The organism is Massilibacterium senegalense, assembly GCF_001375675.1.
GTDB classification, from domain to species: Bacteria; Bacillota; Bacilli; order Bacillales; family Massilibacteriaceae; genus Massilibacterium; species Massilibacterium senegalense.
The window spans coordinates 1536277-1551421 of record NZ_LN831786.1; the positions used below are offsets into that span (position 1 = coordinate 1536277).

Here is a 15145-nt window from a genome sequence, read left to right on the forward strand (position 1 = left end):
TCCTCACAGTTCTACTTTTTCATCTGTCGATTCCAAAATATGCGAAAATGTTTCTTGTAAGTTATCAAAACCAACTCGTTGGACAAACGAATAAAACTCTTCGTTCGGTTGTTTTTGTTCTTTAAAAAAGTTAAGGAAGGCTAAGAGTACTGGGGCTAAGAAATAAGAAGGGATTTTCCCTGTTAACTTTTTGTTGTACTCTCCGCCGTTATTTAACGTTCCACCAACATATAATTCATACGCCTCAATTAAGTTTCGATCGGCATCTCTTAGTTTGACCCCTTGCAATCCAATATCAGCAATTTGCCGTTGTCCACATGAATTTGGGCAACCAATCATATGAATGCGTACTGGCACATCTACTTCTAGATGACGATCTAAATATTCTGCCACTCGTTTCATTCTTTCTTTCGTTTCTACAAGTGCTAAATTACAGTATTCAATCCCTGTACACGAAACAGAATAACCAATAAAACGGTTTGGTTTTAACGAAATACGTTCAAATAATGATTCTTGTTGTAAATCATCCAGATGTTCATTCGGAACATTCGGAATAATCACATTTTGTGAACTACACGTTCTAATTTCTCCATTCCCATACTTTTTCGCAATACGCGCTAACTCAAAGACTTCCTCAGATTGCAATCTCCCAACAGGAACATTAAACCCTAAATAAGATAAGCCTGGTTGTTTTTGTTCATGCACACCATAAAAATAACCGGCATTCCACTTTTTCACCGCACTTCTTCCTTTAGGTGGAAGCGAGCCAACTAATTCTACTAATTTTTCTTTAAACGTATCGACACCCCAATCGGCAATTAAAAATTTCAAACGAGAATGGTGCCGTTTTTGACGATATCCATAGTCGCGATAAATAGTCGTCATGCCAATTGCCACTTTTGTTGCTTCTTCTGGTTTTACAAATACATCTAATTCTTGTGCTAAAAATGGTCGCGCTGAAAGCCCTCCCCCTACTTTTACATGAAAGCCAACTTCTTCTTTTTCATCGATCACTTTTGTTGCTGGAATAAATGCAATACAATTAATTTCCGCATGTGCTGGATTATAAATATTGGCATTAATCGAAATTTTAAATTTTCGTGGTAAGTTCGAAAAATCTTCATTTCGTTGGAAAAATTGATAAATTTCTTGCACAACTTCTCTCGTATCAAAAAGTTCATCTTTATCAATTCCTGCTAATGGATTTCCGGTAATTGTCCGAGGAATATCCCCACATGCTCCCGCAGAAGATAACCCCACTTTTTGCAACCGCTGTAAAATATCTGGCACTTGCTCAATTGTTAACCAATGAAACTGAATAGCTTGACGCGTCGTAATATCAAACACTCCACGTCCGTAATCACGGGCAATGCTTGCTAATGTAACTAATTGTTCATTGGTAATAATCCCTGATGGAATGTTCACGCGCATCATGAAATAACCAGCTTCTTTTGGTTTTTGTAAATAAAGACCTGCCCATTTAAATAAATCCCACTCCTCTTTCGGAATAGAAGCAAACCCTTCTTTTGCATAGCGAGGGATATCTTCAAAAATTTTCAATCCATCTTTTTCTAACTTTTTTCTTTCTGTTTTATTTAACTCTGGATCATTCGCCCATTTTTTCACATATGCCATCGTAGATTCCCCCTTTATTTTTTGGAAATAAACTGTTTTTTTCCTAAATAGTGCAGTACTTTTTCGACACAACGTTCTACTGAATCTGTTGCTGTATGCAATGTGATTTCTGGTTGAAACGGTTCTTCATATGGAGAGTGAATGCCGGTAAAGTCTTTAATTTCTCCTGCCCTTGCTTTTTGATAAAGCCCTTTTACGTCTCTTTTTTCACATTCTTCAAGTGAACATTGGACATATACTTCAATAAATTCTGATGGATGAACTAAGTTTCTAACAATCTCTCTATCGGAACGAAATGGAGAAATAAATGCTGTTAAAGTGAATTGACCGCTATCAACAAATAATTTCGCAACTTCCCCAATTCGCCGAATATTTTCTTTCCGATCATCCTCACTAAAGCCAAGGTCTTTATTTAAACCATGGCGGATATTATCGCCATCTAACACATATGCACCAATTCCTTGACTGTATAAAGCACTAGATACCGCATTTGCAAGTGTTGATTTTCCTGCGCCTGAAAGACCAGTAAACCAAAGAATAGCACTTTTATGTCCATATAAACGATGACGATCTTCTTTTGTAATAGCCGCTTTATGCCACGTGATATTTGAACTCATTCCTTTTCACCCTTTCACTACTACTTCTTTTTGTTTCATTCCACGAATAAGCACTTCAATCACTTCTTTTCTACTAAATTCTGGTGGTGGAAATTCTCCATTTCTGAGCATTTCTCGTACTTTTGTTCCAGATAAAATAATTCTATCTTTTTGGTTATGTGGGCATGTTTTTTCAGAAGCCATTCCACGACACTTTTTGCAATAAAAACTATGTTCAAAAAAAAGCGGGAATATTTCTAATTCGTCCAATGTAAAATGCCTGAAAATCGTTTGTGCATCGTACGTACCGTAATAATCCCCTACTCCAGCATGGTCTCTTCCAACAATAAAATGGGTACATCCATAATTTTTCCGAACGAGCGCATGAAAAATAGCTTCTCTTGGTCCTGCATAACGCATAGCGGCAGGAAAAACTGCTAAAAAGACACGATCTTTCGGATAATATTGATTGATTAACACTTCGTAACTTTCCATTCGAACATCCGCTGGAATATCATCTGCTTTCGTTTCTCCTACTAATGGATTTAAAAACAAGCCATCTACTGTTTCTAATGCTGTTTTTTGAATATATTCATGAGCCCGGTGAACTGGATTTCTCGTTTGGAAACCGACAATTGTTTTCCAACCTAATGCTTTAAATTTTTCCCGCGTCTCTTTCGGATCTAGATAGTACGTAGAAAACTTTTTTTGCTCGATTCGATGAATAAGTGTAATCTCTCCCCCTACATACACGTCTCCACGGTCGTACATTTTTTTCACTCCCGGATGTTTTTCATCAGTCGTTCGATACACGTGAACTGCTTCTTTTTCTAAATCTGGTGTGTAGATGTCACGAACGTGAATCGTTCCATACACGATGCCATCTTTTTGTAACTTCACTTCTTCTCCAATTTGAAGTGTTGCTGCCACCTCTTTCGAAACTGGTAACGTAATTGGTAAGCTCCACACAACACCATCTTTTAATCTCATATGGAGAACAACAGATTCATAGTCTTCTTTCTTTAAAAAACCGGTTAGCGGGCTATACGCTCCTATTGCAATTAACTCTAAATCACTTAAAGAAGTAGCATCTAATTCAATTGCTTTTGTTAGATGCCGAACATCCTTTCCAATTTGTTCACGGTTAATTAAGACACCGCCATGCGCTTGTAAACTCATTCTTTTTCCTCCTTAAATTCCTCCACCTTGTTCATAGATAGAGCTTCTTTCTTTTCTCATTGTTTTCATCAAACTAATGGATCCTATCGTAGCAATACATACACCGCATAAAATAATGACTGTATAAAAATCAGTATCTAACCATCCTTTTACTAACGCATAGGCAATGACAGCTGATAACACAGGAGAAACAATCCAAACCTTTAACATCGTATGCACAATCCCTTTTTGCCACATAGAGAATCCCTGTTTAGCAACGCCTATACCTAATATTCCAGATGTGGTTACTTGTGTTAAAGGGACAGGTATTCCAAAAATAGATGCAATGACCACAAGCAATCCACCAGTGGTAGAAATCGCACTTCCTTGCAATAACGAAATGTCGGTGATTTTTTTCCCATTCGTCTCCATCACACGGCTTCCAAATAGAAAAGCACCAAATGCGACAAATAGTCCACCGTATAATGTTCCTTCAGCAATCGTTAATAAATTTGCCCCAACTAACGGTCCTACTGAATTAGCTACATTGTTCATCCCTGCTGAAAAAGCTTCAAAACAACCGGTTCCCACTAATATAATCATCCACATTTTTTCCCATTTCCCTTGAAAAAAAGTGGCATACTTTTTTTCTAAACGTAAAATACCTTTTCCAATTATGAAAGCAAAGAAAAAAGCGATAAAAGGGACAATAATCCAAAAACTAATAATCCAAATAATTTTCGTTGTATAAAGAGAGCGAAAAGCAATTCCAACACCAATGACAGAACCGACTGTTACTTCACTTGTCGATAACGGAATCCCTAAAAGATTGGCTAAAAACAGGGTCATAGTAGCAGCAAATAATACGATGACAACGACTTTTACTGAAAATGTTTGTGGTGGCACAATTCCTGATCCAATTGTTTTAACTACTTCTCCACCACCAAGCACTGCTCCTAAAAACACACAGACTCCGCAAATTAGAAGTGCAATCCGTTTTTTCGGAATAGCCCCTGCCCCGTATGCAATACCCATCGAAGCAGCAGCGCCACTCCCACCAATATTCATAGCAAAGAAAAAAGCGATGATAAACGCAAGAATAGTTAACATCATTCATCCCTTCTTTCTTTACGTCGCACTATGCAACCCGCATTCCGTTTTTTGAAAACCATTCCACCTGCCAGACCGTTCATCGTTTGGATTTGTTGCCTTTTGCGTACAAGGGAAACAACCGATACTTGGGTATCCTTGGTCATGAAGTGGATTATAATCTAACCGATGAAGCTGAATATATTTCCATATTTCTTCTTTTGTCCAACGGATTAATGGACAAACCTTTACATTTTTAAAGTTGTCATCTTTATTTAAAAACTGAACATGCTTTCTAGTTTCGGATTGCTCTCGTCTTAATCCCGAAATCCAAGCATTATATTTCATTAATGTTCGTTTTAACGGTTCCACCTTACGAAGTGTACAACAAACATTAGGCTCTTTTTCCCACAATGCATCTCCATATTTTTCTGCTTGTTCCTCTAACGTGACGGACGGTGTTAAAAAGTCAATTTGTACATCTGGATACCGTTCTTTTATTTTTTCAATCAATTCATACGTTTCTTTAAAATGAAGCGAGGTATCTAAAAACACTACTTTTGCGGTACAATTAATTTTTGAAATAAGGTCTAGAAGAACGATTCCTTCTGCTCCGAAACTACAAGCATATACAATCCCTTCTCCATATTGTTCATATGCCCATTTCAATCCATCGAGCGCATCGTTAAATGATTTATTTCGGGATAAAACGGCTGTTTCATCCCATGTTTCATACGTAAATCCCATATTTCTCCTCCCCTTTTTTTCCGAAAAAAAGACGATTTTAATAAAAGAATAACTTTTCTTTCATCAAAATCGCCTCTAGTATCTCTAGTCAGCAACATATGTTATCGAATTCGGACTTTTTCACTTTTTTCAATTTGGATCACCTTTCCGTCTTGTACAACAAGCGTAATCGTTCCAAACTTTAATGATGCTAGCATTTTTTCTACTGTTTGACACACTTCTGCATGATTGTCTTTCATCATTCGGTTAACTCCCCCTTACTTGTCATTGGAAGTTACCATTTTAGAGAGCAAACATTCTTATCTCTCAAAATGGACATCATTCTGCTGGAAGTAGCACCGTATTTTTCAACCGGTTGCTGGGGTTCCTCGGTCTAGGTCCCTCCTCCACTCTTGATAAGATATTTATTTCTTACTATTCTAATCAGAATTATGTAGAATGTCAATACTACTTTGTAAAATTAGTTTATTTTTTTGAAATGTGATTAGAATCACATTTTCCAAATCGGATACGCTATACACTAAAGATGTTATTCATTATCAATCGAAAGGAGCTTTCATCATGGCACAAACAAGTGAACTGTATGAACGTTTAGGAGGAAAAGAAGGAATCAAGAAGGTTGTTGATTTGTTTTATGATCGCGTACTAGCAGACGAAAGAGTAAACGATTATTTTAAAAATACCGATATGGAAAAACAACGCCGTCATCAAACGTTATTCATTACATTTGCGGTTGGAGGCCCTAACCAATACACTGGAGCATCTATGCAAAAAGCACATGAAGGCATGGGATTACAAGATATTCATTTTGACGCGATTGTAGAACACCTAGCATTCAGCCTACAACACTTCGGCGTACCTAAAGAAGACATCCAAACAATCGCCAACAAATTAGAACCAATGCGAAAAGAAATCGTAGAAAAATAAAAAAGTGGAGGGTGGCTCGCTCACCGACAGAGTAATAAGACGTGCAACGGAAGAGGCGCCTCTTTGCCTCTGGAGTTGAGCGGCTTATTACGGCAGTCGGTAGCCGCCCGGAACTGGATTATTAAAAAGTGGAGATGGGCTCGTTTAACGACGGAGCTATAAGGCGAAGACCGGAAGAGGCGTCTCTTTGCCTCTGAAATCGGGTGACTTAGTACGGCAGTCGGTAGCCCATCGCAACTAGATTATTCAAAAAGTAGAGGGCGCTTGATTAAGGGCGACTAGCATAAGATGAATTGCGGAATAAAATACTCTTTCCCCAAAAAGCAACTTTTCTTATGACGCGAGCCTACAGCACCATGTCGGAAAATTAACAACAGCGCCTTTGTTTGGAATAGGCGCTGTTGTTTTTATGTTTAATAATAAAGAAAGCTTCCATCGGTGAGGTTTTTGCACTTTTCCTACGGATGGCTAGATGCGCTTACTCAAGGTGTACGGGCAATTCTTAACTCTTTTCATTTTGAGCGCTTCTTAACGTTTTAAAGCGGGGTTCTTATTGCCCGTTAGCTGGGGGATGAAAAAGGTATAACTGATGATTCCTTACATCCATTCTTTTTTCTTTTTTTAATGTTGGAATGGCCCGTGTAACTGTTTCTCTTGAAATACCGACTAAGTCTGCTATTTCTTGATGGGTTGGCGCCGGGGAAATCATATAGCCATCTTGTACTTTTTTACCGATACGGCAAGCAATTGGCCAGATTACTTCGTAAATCCTGGTTGGTATATTTTTGTCTAAAGATTTCACTAAACGTTGTTGTAATTCTCGGATATGCTGGTCCATTAATTCTGCTAAACGCATCTGCAAAAATGGTATTTTATTACAAACTAATTGAAAGTCTTCTACTCGCATTACCCATACTACACTCGGTAATTGTGCTTGTGCTGTAGCGGGATAGGTGCCTTCTTTTGTTACCCCTACGTGAGGAAACATGTCATTTGAAACAAACAAATTCACAATTTGTTCTCTCCCACTTTTCTCTGTCCGAAATACTTTTACTAATCCTTCTATTAAAAAATAAACAAACGTACAAGGTTCTTGTTCGAAAAAAAGATACGTTCCTTTTTCAAATGTTTTTTCCACCAATAAAGGAGAAATCATGTCATATTGTTCTTTTGTACAAGAACAAAAGAAAGAAATTTGTTCCAATTGTTTTCGCTTTTCCATATTTCCAACCTCATTGTTTAACTTTTTCTTCTTAAAGCATACTAACGTTAGAAGAAAAAAGAAAGAGGCGATGTATAGATGACACAATGGTTTCACCATTTCTCCTTACTTCCTGTCACGATACGATTGCTCTTATTTATTTTTATGTTTTTATTCTCTTTCGGAACAATTATCCACTATATAGAACCAACAAATTATCCTTCCCTTTTTGATGGTGTTTGGTGGGCAATTATTACAATGGCTACGGTAGGATATGGTGACTTTACTCCCAAAACAACGGAAGGAAAAATAATCACCATGATTATGATTTTAACTGGAGGAGCTTTTATGGCGCATTACATGGCGACTATAGCTTCGATTGCTAGTCGAAAACAAAATGAACAAAAGAAAGGAAAAAAAGCATTGATGTTAAAAAATCATATCGTCTTTATTGGCTGGAACGAGCGAACAAAACTATTATGTCAATTTTTCAACAAAGACACCCTTCTTTTAATAGATGAGACCGTTCAAGTGCAACCAATATCTCTTCCTTCTTTTTATTTTTTAAAAGGTACACCCTATTTTGATGAGACATTACAAAAAGCAACTATTAAGCAAGCAAAGGCTGTTTTTATTACTGCCGATCAATATAAACCAGAAAAAGATGCGGACAATCAAACAATTTTAACGATTCTTGCGATTAGAGGTTTTTCTTCCACCCTCCCTATTTTTGCGGAAATATTAACAGCAGATCAACAGAACAATGCTATACGCGCTGGCGCTACTCAGATCCTATCTTCAAACGAAACTATTGCCTCGACATTTTCAGACTCTTTTTTACAATATACTAACAATGTAAATAGCATTTAACATAATTTAACATGATTTTTACAGAGAGAACACACTTTTTTAATATTAATGTTCTATGCTGTAAGCAGTTTGATTATAAAAATGGAGGTAATGAAATGACCAAACTTAACCGTCGTAAGTTTTTAACATATGTAGGAACAGGAGTTGCAGCCTTAACCGTTGCGTCATCAGGACTTTCTCCATTAACTGGCCAAGCATTTGCAAAACCATCAACAAGCACAACATCAGGAAAAAAAGGGGACGGACTGAAATTCAAGGCCATTGAACCTTCTAACAAAGACGAATTACTCCTTCCAAAAGGATATCGTTATGATGTAGTAGCAGCATATGGCGATAAAATTAACAAAAAAGGGGATACATTCGGTTTTAATAACGACTTAACCCTATATTTTCCGATTGATCAATCGAGCGATCACGGATTACTATGGGTGAATCACGAGTATTCTAGTGACCTTTTTGTAACAGGCGAAAAAAGTGGAGATACTTATTCCAAAGAACAAATTGAAAAAATGTTATACGTACAAGGTGGATCCATTATTGAAGTGAAAAAAGAAAAAGATACGTGGAAATTAATGCCCGATTCAACATATGCTCGTCGCGTGACTGGACTAACACCGATTACATTAACAGGACCTGCTGCAGGTTCTCCTGCTATTGGGAGTGCAAAAGAAGTACAAGGAACATTCGCCAACTGTTCAGGCGGAAAAACATTATGGGATACTGTTCTTTCTTGTGAAGAAAACTATGAATATACGAGCGAAGCAGCTTCTTTAAACGAAACACATTACGGTTGGGTCGTAGAAGTAGATCCTTTCGATGAAAAATTTACTGTTCGTAAACATACAGCACTCGGTCGTTTTCACCATGAGAACGCTGCGATGGGACTAACAAAGGATAAGCGAGTAGTTGTTTATATGGGCGATGATGTAAAAGATGCTTGTGTGTATAAATTCATTAGTAAAGGTAAATATAACAAAAAAGATGGCAATAAAAATGCCAAGTTATTAGAAGAAGGAACACTATATGCAGCAAACCTAGCAAAAGGAACATGGATTCCTTTAACAATCGAAGAATGGACAAAAAAAGTAGAAGAAGTAAAAGCAGAAGAAGAATGGGGAGAAGAACAACAAGCACTCGCTGATAAAATTCAATCTCTTGCTGATATTTTAGTCCATACACACGACGTTGCTGTATTTTTAGGTGCAACACCAACAGACCGCCCAGAAGATGTCGAAATCCATCCAGAAGATCAATCTATTTACATTGCCCATACAAATAATAGCGATCATGGAAATATTCATGGACATATTACACGTATTATTGAAACAGAAAATGATTTAGGTTCGTTAACATTTGATTTTGAAATTTTCACAGCTGGTGGTCGTCAAAGTGGCTTTAGCGCTCCGGATAACTTAACATTTGATAAAGACGGTAATTTATGGACGGTAACAGACATTTCCTCTTCCAAATTAAATAAAGATGCATTTAAATCATTTAAAAATAACGGTGTATTTGTTATTCCTACAGATGGTAAAGATAAAGGAGTTGCTTTCCAATTCGCCTCTGCACCCGTAGAAGCAGAATTAACAGGTCCTTTCTTTACATCAAACGAAAAAACATTATTTTTATCTGTACAACACCCTGGTGAAGAAACAAAAGATTTAAAAAAGCCAACAAGTATGTGGCCTCATCGAAAAGATGACACAATGCCACGGCCATCTGTTGTTGCTATTACAGGATTTTAAAAAGGAGAATGAATGATGCTTAGTAATCTTGGAATCCCTGGATTAATTTTAATTATTTTTTTAGCACTCATTATTTTTGGTCCAAGTAAATTACCAGAAATGGGGCGCGCAATCGGGACAACGTTAAAAGAATTTAAAAAATCAACACGCGAACTTGTCCATGATGATGATAAACAAAAAAGTGAACAATCTTCCAAATCATAATGTAAGTGCCTACACTCCATAGTGTAGGCTCTGATTTTTTGAACTTCTAGCATTAGGAGGGGATTATGTTGGATCGTGAATTAGACCTTATTGAACACTTGGAAGAAATGAGAAAACGATTAATTATAATCGGCTTACAGTTTTTATTTTTTTTCTTCGTTGCATTTATTTTTGTGAAAGATATTTATCAATTTTTCATCTTAGATTTAGATTATAAACTCATTATTTTAAGTCCTACCGATACGTTATGGATTTATTTTATGTTAGCCGCTGTAGTGGCCATTACGTGCTCGATTCCAGTGATACTCATGCAAATATGGTTATTTGTAAAACCAGCTTTATCAGAACAAGAAAGAAAAATGACGTTAGCTTACATACCCGCAATTTTCGGTTTATTTTTAGTGGGGATTTCGTTCGGTTATTTTGTCGTGTTTCCAATCGTATTACAGTTTTTAATGACGTTATCAGAAGATTTATTTGCCATGAACTTTACAACGATAAATTATTTTCGGTTTATGCTTCACATGACTTTACCTTTTGGTCTTTTATTTGAAATGCCGATTCTTATTTTATTTTTAACAGCACTAGGAATCATTAATCCGTATCGATTAAAAAAAGTACGAAAATACGCTTATTTCGTTTTGGTCATCATTTCGGTAATGATTACGCCACCTGACTTTATTTCGGATATTTTGGTCATCATTCCATTATTATTGTTGTACGAATTTAGTATCTACTTATCACAATGGGTATTTCGTAAAAAATTGAATGAAACAATGGAACTGAATCTTCCATAGAAAAAGCCCTCCTTGTCCACTAGGAGAGCTTTTTGTTTGCCATAACATCGAAATCATTTGTGTCTTCATGATTATTTTTTTTACTTCCTTTAAAACCAATCCATAATAAGGAAAAAAGTGAAACGATGATAATAATCATAATACCAACGCTACCTACTAACGTAAATGTCTGCTCAGACATTTTACCCCTCCTTGCTCGATCATTCTTTTTTTATTATAACGTGATTACTAAAAAAACGGTAACAATTAAACGGACAAGTATAATTTTATTGTTTTTTTCTCATGTTAAAAAGGTACGACGCTATAAAGGAGGGAACATTGTGAGTACACTTCAACGTATTGCATTATTTTTAGTCATTATTGGAGCGATTAACTGGGGACTTATTGGTTTTTTTAATTATGATTTAGTCGCTTCTTTATTCGGTGGCCAGGCCTCATTCGTTAGTCGAGTTATTTATGCGATTGTTGGAATTAGTGGATTAATTGTTATTTCACTTTTATTTAAACCACAAGAAGAATTTGTTGAAAGCCCTCAACCATAATGTACCTCACCCAATTCTTTTATCGCAACACGTAATCCACATATAAAAAGGTCAAATCCAATCGCCTCTTCTATTGGATCTTGACCTTTTTTCCTTATACATATTGACGTGTTTTTAATGGGGTTTCAAATTCCATTTTCTCTTCAATAAAAATTTGATGCCAGATCATAAAGATTAATACCGTCCAAATTTTACGGCTGTAGTCCCCTTTTCCTTGGCAGTGATCTTCTAATAATTGTAAGACATATTTTTTTTCTATATATTGGTCCACATTGCTTTCGTTTATAACTTGTTTCGTCCAGTCATAAATTTCATTTTTTAACCAGTGACGAACCGGAACGGGGAATCCTAGTTTTGGACGCATTAATGCTTCTTTTGGAATAATACCTTCCATCGCTTTTCGTAATGCATATTTCGTCGTTTCATTCGTTACTTTTAAATTTGGTGCTAATTTACTTGCAACTTGAAAGACATCCACATCTAAAAATGGAACCCGCAATTCTAATGAATTAGCCATCGTCATTTTATCTGCTTTTACTAAAATATCCCCACGTAACCATGTATGCATATCAATATATTGCATTTTTGTTACATCATCATAAGACGTTACTTGTTCGTATAACGGGTGAGTGATTTGGCGATAATCCACATCCGCTCGATAGGTTTGTAAAAAGGCTTGTTTTTCTTTTTCGGTAAACATTTTAGCATTTCCGATATAACGATCTTCTAATGGTGTCGTTCCACGTTCTAAAAAGCTTTTCCCTTTCATTCCTTCTGGCATTATGCGAGCGATTGCACGTAACATCGATTTTAAAAAGCTCGGTAACTTTTCAATAGGGCGTAAAGAATACGGCTCATGGTAAATACGATATCCACCAAATAATTCGTCTGAACCTTCCCCGGAGAGAACTACTTTTACGTGTTTTCTCGCCTCTTGCGCGACAAAATATAAAGGAACGAGCGCTGGATCTGCTACTGGGTCATCTAAATGCCAAACAATTTTAGGTAGCGTTTCTGTAAATTCTTTTGGTGTCACAATTTTATGAATGTTTTCTACTTCTAAAATGCGAGCTGTATCTTTTGCTAAATCAATTTCACTAAATCCTTCTCGTTCAAAACCAACTGTAAATGTTTTAATATCTGGATTAATTTCACGTGCTAATGCCACTACTGCAGTAGAATCAATACCACCTGATAAGAAAGATCCTACTGGCACATCGCTACGCATATGAATGTTCACAGAATGACGTAATACATCTTGGATTTCTTTGATTGCTTTTTGTAAATCACTTTGTATCGGCGCAAAACGCGGTTCAAAATAACGTTTTATTTCAAACGGTTGCCCTATTTTTTTCTTAATATAATGACCGGGGAGTAACTTGTTAATACTTTCTGACATCGTCATTGGTTCTGGTACGAATTGGTATGTTAAGTAATGTTGTAAACTTACGGGATCTACTTTGTCTTGTCCTTTTGCAAGTAAAATACTTTTCTTTTCGGAAGCAAAATACAATTTTCCGTTTTCTTCATAATAGAAAAACGGTTTGATACCAAATGGATCGCGCACCGCTAAAATTTCTTTTTCTTGTTTGTCCCAAATGACAAAACTAAACATCCCGCGCAATTGGTCTAACGCTTTTTCTCCTTTGTAACTATATAGAGCAATAATAGTTTCTGTATCCGAATCTGTTTGAAACGTTGCACCTAGTGCTTCTAATTCTTGACGAATTTCGATATAGTTGTACACTTCTCCATTAAAAATAATCCAATATCGTTCATTTTCATATGATAATGGTTGCGCACCAGCCTCAAGGTCAATAATACTTAAACGTCTGAAACCAAAACGAATATGTTCATCTGCAAAAAAACCAGAATCATCTGGACCACGATGGGTAATAATCGTTGCCATATCTTCTAATTGCTGTTGTTGTTCTTTATTTAAAATCACAGCTTGATCATCTATATATCCAATAAAACCACACATGTGTCTTCACCCTCCGTTACTATCTACAAGGTTTTAGCCTACTATAAAAATGCATCTTTTTCAATTGTACGCTATTTTATTTCGAAAGAAAACGGGGTTTTGTATCTCTTTTCCTAGAAAATCGCTTTATTCCTTTTTCTTTTTTCGTTATAATCATTGGGATAGAGAATTACATGAAGGACCTTCCTTCTCTTAGGGAGGTTTATTAAAGCAGGTGACTAGATATGCAACCAGAACAATGGACATCCAAACTTGGTTTTATTTTGGCGGCAGCCGGTTCAGCAATTGGGATTGGTGCCATATGGAAATTCCCATACATGACTGGCATGAATGGTGGAGGAATTTTCCTACTTTTATTTATCATTTTTACGTTATTAATCGGTGGCCCACTATTATTATCAGAATTTGTAATTGGCCGACATACACAAAAAGAAGCCATTTCTGCCTATCAATCCATTTCCCCAAAATGGGCTTTTATCGGGTATTTAGGAGTAGGCGCTTCTTTTTTACTTTTATCGTTTTATAGTGTGGTTGGCGGTTGGATTTTACTATATCTTCTAAAAGCGTTGACCGGAACACTAAGCAACTTATCAAACGCACAATACGAAGAAGTGTTTAATCAAATGATTACAAATCCAACCGAAGTATTGATTGCGCAATTTATCTTCATGCTATTTACGATTATTGTCGTGCAAGGCGGGATTGAAAAAGGGATTGAAAAAGCGAGTCGCATTATGATGCCAGCATTATTTATTTTATTTATCGTATTAGTGATTCGTTCGATTACATTAGACGGAGCAATGGAAGGAATTCGTTTTTTATTGCAACCTGATTTTTCAATGCTAACCCCAAAAACATTGTTACTAGCGATGGGACAAGCATTTTTTTCGTTAAGCGTCGGTGTTTCGGTAATGGTAACGTATAGTTCTTATTTAGCTAAAAATGAAAGCTTAGTAAAATCAACGAATTCCGTTATTTTTCTTAATATTTTCATCTCACTTTTAGCCGGACTTGCGATATTCCCAGCCGTTTTTGCTTTCGGGTTTGAACCAACCGCTGGACCAGGGTTAATTTTCATCGTCCTTCCAGCTGTTTTTAATCAAATGGCATTCGGACAACTATTTTTTATCATATTTTTAGTATTGCTCGTTTTTGCTACCTTAACGTCAGCCTTTAGTATGCTTGAAATTATCGTTGCATCTGTTTCCCGCAAATATCCAAACAAACGACGGAAACTAACGTTTATTTCTGGCATCCTTATTTTTATCGTTGGTATCCCATCAGCACTCGCATTTGGCGTGTTGCAGGATATGACGATTTTCGGAAAAAATATTTTTGATGCAGCAGACTTTTTAGTCAGTACGATTTTATTACCATTAGGCGCTTTATTTATTTCTATTTTTACTGGCTACATCATGCCAAAATCGCTATCAGAACAAGAAATTGCCATCGCTTCTCCATTAGGAGCAAAAATCTACCCACTCTGGCGATTTATCGTACGTTACATTGCACCCATAGCCATCACAATCATCTTTTTACAAAGCCTCGGACTAATTAAATAAAAAGCGCAGGGAGGCTCATTTAACGACTCCCAGAGCTGGATTATAAAAAGCAGAGGGCGCCACAAACTGAATGACACAAAAAAACAGC

At 36.5% G+C, this 15145-nt stretch carries 16 protein-coding genes and 1 riboswitch; of the genes, 7 read left to right on the forward strand and 9 right to left on the reverse strand.

What is annotated here, in order from left to right; genetic code table 11:
• Positions 1-3: 3 nt before the first annotated feature.
• The 6 genes from BN1372_RS10985 to BN1372_RS14720 form a co-directional block, all read right to left on the reverse strand.
• Positions 4-1635, reverse strand: coding sequence for a nitrite/sulfite reductase (locus BN1372_RS10985; RefSeq protein ID WP_062199434.1), 1632 nt, complete (start codon positions 1633-1635; stop codon positions 4-6).
• Positions 1636-1649: 14 nt separating this feature from the next.
• Entirely contained in the window at positions 1650-2252 is a 603-nt protein-coding gene (gene cysC / locus BN1372_RS10990) for an adenylyl-sulfate kinase (protein WP_062199436.1), read from the reverse strand.
• 6 nt (positions 2253-2258) lie between these two features.
• A complete protein-coding gene (gene sat / locus BN1372_RS10995) occupies positions 2259-3410 on the reverse strand; it encodes a sulfate adenylyltransferase (protein WP_062199438.1) in 1152 nt (383 codons plus the stop codon).
• Between the two features lie 12 nt (positions 3411-3422).
• Positions 3423-4499, reverse strand: coding sequence for an inorganic phosphate transporter (locus BN1372_RS11000; RefSeq protein WP_062199440.1), 1077 nt, complete (start codon positions 4497-4499; stop codon positions 3423-3425).
• 18 nt (positions 4500-4517) lie between these two features.
• Positions 4518-5225, reverse strand: coding sequence for a phosphoadenylyl-sulfate reductase (locus tag BN1372_RS11005; RefSeq protein WP_062199442.1), 708 nt, complete (start codon positions 5223-5225; stop codon positions 4518-4520).
• Between the two features lie 101 nt (positions 5226-5326).
• Positions 5327-5467, reverse strand: coding sequence for a YezD family protein (locus tag BN1372_RS14720; protein WP_074018181.1), 141 nt, complete (start codon positions 5465-5467; stop codon positions 5327-5329).
• Between the two features lie 54 nt (positions 5468-5521).
• Positions 5522-5627, reverse strand: a riboswitch (SAM riboswitch).
• Positions 5628-5786: 159 nt separating this feature from the next.
• On the opposite strand from BN1372_RS14720, the gene BN1372_RS11010 reads away from it, so the two are divergent.
• Positions 5787-6152, forward strand: a complete 366-nt coding sequence (locus BN1372_RS11010; protein ID WP_062199444.1) for a group I truncated hemoglobin — start codon at positions 5787-5789, stop codon at positions 6150-6152.
• Between the two features lie 550 nt (positions 6153-6702).
• Here BN1372_RS11010 and BN1372_RS11015 read toward each other — a convergent pair.
• Positions 6703-7374 carry a Crp/Fnr family transcriptional regulator gene (locus tag BN1372_RS11015; protein ID WP_062199446.1) on the reverse strand — a complete coding sequence of 224 codons (672 nt, stop codon included), beginning with the start codon at positions 7372-7374 and terminating at the stop codon, positions 6703-6705.
• Positions 7375-7452: 78 nt separating this feature from the next.
• Here BN1372_RS11015 and BN1372_RS11020 point away from each other — a divergent pair, with 78 nt between their 5' ends.
• The 4 genes from BN1372_RS11020 to tatC all read left to right on the forward strand — a co-directional run bounded on the left by BN1372_RS11020 (position 7453) and on the right by tatC (position 10969).
• The gene (locus BN1372_RS11020) at positions 7453-8223 is read left to right on the forward strand and encodes a potassium channel family protein (RefSeq protein WP_062199449.1); all 771 of its coding nucleotides are present in this window, start codon (positions 7453-7455) and stop codon (positions 8221-8223) included.
• A 95-nt stretch (positions 8224-8318) separates the two neighbouring features.
• Positions 8319-9968 (forward strand): PhoX family protein, encoded by a 1650-nt coding sequence (locus BN1372_RS11025; protein WP_062199451.1) that lies wholly within the window; start codon positions 8319-8321, stop codon positions 9966-9968.
• A 15-nt stretch (positions 9969-9983) separates the two neighbouring features.
• A complete protein-coding gene (gene tatA, locus BN1372_RS11030; protein WP_062199453.1) occupies positions 9984-10172 on the forward strand; it encodes a twin-arginine translocase TatA/TatE family subunit in 189 nt (62 codons plus the stop codon).
• 65 nt (positions 10173-10237) lie between these two features.
• A complete protein-coding gene (tatC, locus tag BN1372_RS11035; protein ID WP_062199460.1) occupies positions 10238-10969 on the forward strand; it encodes a twin-arginine translocase subunit TatC in 732 nt (243 codons plus the stop codon).
• A 19-nt stretch (positions 10970-10988) separates the two neighbouring features.
• Here the strand turns inward: tatC and BN1372_RS15255 are convergent, their stop codons facing one another.
• Positions 10989-11150, reverse strand: coding sequence for a hypothetical protein (locus BN1372_RS15255; protein ID WP_154662987.1), 162 nt, complete (start codon positions 11148-11150; stop codon positions 10989-10991).
• Between the two features lie 139 nt (positions 11151-11289).
• Between BN1372_RS15255 and BN1372_RS11040 the strand changes: the two genes are divergently transcribed.
• Positions 11290-11511 carry a DUF378 domain-containing protein gene (locus BN1372_RS11040; protein WP_062199465.1) on the forward strand — a complete coding sequence of 74 codons (222 nt, stop codon included), beginning with the start codon at positions 11290-11292 and terminating at the stop codon, positions 11509-11511.
• 94 nt (positions 11512-11605) lie between these two features.
• Here BN1372_RS11040 and asnB read toward each other — a convergent pair whose 3' ends face one another.
• Positions 11606-13495: an asparagine synthase (glutamine-hydrolyzing) gene (asnB, locus tag BN1372_RS11045; RefSeq protein ID WP_062199466.1), complete on the reverse strand. Its 1890-nt coding sequence runs from the start codon at positions 13493-13495 to the stop codon at positions 11606-11608.
• A 224-nt stretch (positions 13496-13719) separates the two neighbouring features.
• Between asnB and BN1372_RS11050 the strand changes: the two genes are divergently transcribed.
• A complete protein-coding gene (locus tag BN1372_RS11050; RefSeq protein WP_062199467.1) occupies positions 13720-15057 on the forward strand; it encodes a sodium-dependent transporter in 1338 nt (445 codons plus the stop codon).
• The last annotated feature ends 88 nt before the right edge of the window (positions 15058-15145 follow it).

Excerpts from the sequence above, each read along its gene's own strand:
- BN1372_RS11020 (WP_062199449.1), top strand. The coding sequence starts at position 7,453 with ATGACACAATGGTTTCACCATTTCTCCTTACTTCCTGTCACGATACGA.
- BN1372_RS10985 (WP_062199434.1), bottom strand. The coding sequence starts at position 1,635 with ATGGCATATGTGAAAAAATGGGCGAATGATCCAGAGTTAAATAAAACA.
- sat (WP_062199438.1), bottom strand. The coding sequence starts at position 3,410 with ATGAGTTTACAAGCGCATGGCGGTGTCTTAATTAACCGTGAACAAATT.
- tatA (WP_062199453.1), top strand. The coding sequence starts at position 9,984 with ATGCTTAGTAATCTTGGAATCCCTGGATTAATTTTAATTATTTTTTTA.
- BN1372_RS11000 (WP_062199440.1), bottom strand. The coding sequence starts at position 4,499 with ATGTTAACTATTCTTGCGTTTATCATCGCTTTTTTCTTTGCTATGAAT.
- tatC (WP_062199460.1), top strand. The coding sequence starts at position 10,238 with ATGTTGGATCGTGAATTAGACCTTATTGAACACTTGGAAGAAATGAGA.
- BN1372_RS11025 (WP_062199451.1), top strand. The coding sequence starts at position 8,319 with ATGACCAAACTTAACCGTCGTAAGTTTTTAACATATGTAGGAACAGGA.
- BN1372_RS11010 (WP_062199444.1), top strand. The coding sequence starts at position 5,787 with ATGGCACAAACAAGTGAACTGTATGAACGTTTAGGAGGAAAAGAAGGA.
- BN1372_RS14720 (WP_074018181.1), bottom strand. The coding sequence starts at position 5,467 with ATGATGAAAGACAATCATGCAGAAGTGTGTCAAACAGTAGAAAAAATG.
- cysC (WP_062199436.1), bottom strand. The coding sequence starts at position 2,252 with ATGAGTTCAAATATCACGTGGCATAAAGCGGCTATTACAAAAGAAGAT.
- BN1372_RS11015 (WP_062199446.1), bottom strand. The coding sequence starts at position 7,374 with ATGGAAAAGCGAAAACAATTGGAACAAATTTCTTTCTTTTGTTCTTGT.
- asnB (WP_062199466.1), bottom strand. The coding sequence starts at position 13,495 with ATGTGTGGTTTTATTGGATATATAGATGATCAAGCTGTGATTTTAAAT.
- BN1372_RS11005 (WP_062199442.1), bottom strand. The coding sequence starts at position 5,225 with ATGGGATTTACGTATGAAACATGGGATGAAACAGCCGTTTTATCCCGA.
- BN1372_RS15255 (WP_154662987.1), bottom strand. The coding sequence starts at position 11,150 with ATGTCTGAGCAGACATTTACGTTAGTAGGTAGCGTTGGTATTATGATT.
- BN1372_RS11050 (WP_062199467.1), top strand. The coding sequence starts at position 13,720 with ATGCAACCAGAACAATGGACATCCAAACTTGGTTTTATTTTGGCGGCA.